At 60.9% G+C, this 1,554-nt stretch carries 2 protein-coding genes; both read right to left on the reverse strand.

The genetic code is table 11. The annotated features are described in order from the left end of the window. Positions 1-544, reverse strand: a 544-nt coding sequence (locus ACYVD0_RS21750) for a transposase (RefSeq protein ID WP_460428741.1), incomplete at its 3' end; no start/stop codon positions are given. Positions 545-1,372: 828 nt separating this feature from the next. Then, the coding region (locus ACYVD0_RS21755) for a hypothetical protein (RefSeq protein WP_460428742.1) at positions 1,373-1,554 on the reverse strand (182 nt) is incomplete at its 5' end.

The following is a 1,554-nucleotide window of genomic DNA, read 5'->3' on the forward strand; positions in this document are numbered from 1 at the left end:
ACGAGGCAGCGCCGGCGTGCGCCCGCACGCGCATGCCGTCCTGTGCCACGCGCTTCATGGCCACGGCACCCGTAGCCAGCAGACTGGCAACATTGGCGGTCAGCCATCGGTCCAGAAATTCGCCCTGGCCCACCCGGAAGTCCGACAGGGTGTGGTGGTTCACCTGCACCCCGCCGCACAGCCAGCGATAGGCATCGCGCGCCTCGCACAGCCGCGCCAGAGCCCGCGCGCTGCCGACACCCTCCAGCGTCGCATACAGCCACAGTGCCAGCAGAATCTCCGGGGCAATCGCGCTGCGTCCGCAGCCGCCATCCACCGCCTTGATCCCGGCGTACAACGGCGAAAGGTCCTGCCGCTCGACGTAGCCCCACACCAGCCGTGCCGGATGATCCTCCGAAAGCAGACTCTCCAGGTCGCTGGGACGCAGCTCGATCTGATTCCGGTTCGGGCGCCGCACACGCGCCGCCGCAGCCTTGAGGGACGGCGCGGGCCGTGCGTCTGGAATAGGGAGATCGTCGAACAGCTCGCCACCTGTGCCTGCCATCTCTTGCCTCCGGTCCAAACCCCGCGCCTATTCTCGCAGAGCGCAGGCCCGGTGGGTTTTTTCACAAGCTCTCAGAGGTTGTGAAAAATTCAAGCGGCTGCTGCGCCCCCTTCAAAACAGCCGCTAAAACGTTGCGCTAAGTGCCCGAAGAAAAATAATCCGATATTTTTCCCCTGCATTGCCCGTGCAAGCCACTGAAATACAGGGGTTGGCCTGGTTCGGAACAGCAGAAAATCCAGGGAAATTTCGCTCGAGCACTTACGTGAAAAGTAAGACCATTTAGCTCATAAACTCTCCCGCTTTTCACATGGCACGCATTTTTGAAGGGGATTGGAGAGGCTCTCACGGCACTGTTCGATTTTTTCACAACCTCTCAGCTTTGTTCATTGGTCAGTCCAGGTTGGAATTCGGCCCGCGAGTATAACCGGACAGGAGCGCGCCTTCTGCAGACGTGCAAACGAGCAGCCCTCCCATCCAAAGGGTGAGGTGTCCCTGGATCGCCCGGCCAGCGGTCAATGCAGTCTCGCAGCAGCGATCCAATATGACGCATGAGCCATGAGCCATGAGGCGTGATTCATGACACGTGAGCCATGACGAATGAAGCATGAAGCGTGATTCATGACGCATGAGCAATGACGAATGAGCCGTGATCCATGACGCATGAGCCATGAACCATGAGGCCACGCTTTTTCGCGCCTTCCTGCCTCGCGGCTCTAACCATCCCCGCCGCGCTGGACGACGCGACTGCGCCTGCGGGGACGTGCTGTCGATGACCGGCAGCCAGCCCTTCCCAACCATGGGGAGCTACCCCCTGATGGGCACCAGCGATCAATGCAGTCTCGCAGCAGCAATCCAGTGCTGGGTCGCGTAGGCGAGCCGCTGCTCTCGTGTTTTCATGGCGAGCTTGACCAAATCGAGCGGGGCAGCGCTCTTTGTGCCCGAGGAGGTCCTGGGCGAACTCAATGGCGCCAAGCGGTGGCCTTGATCCTGCCAAGCTCGAACGAATGGAC

Source organism: Azotobacter armeniacus, assembly GCF_054779355.1.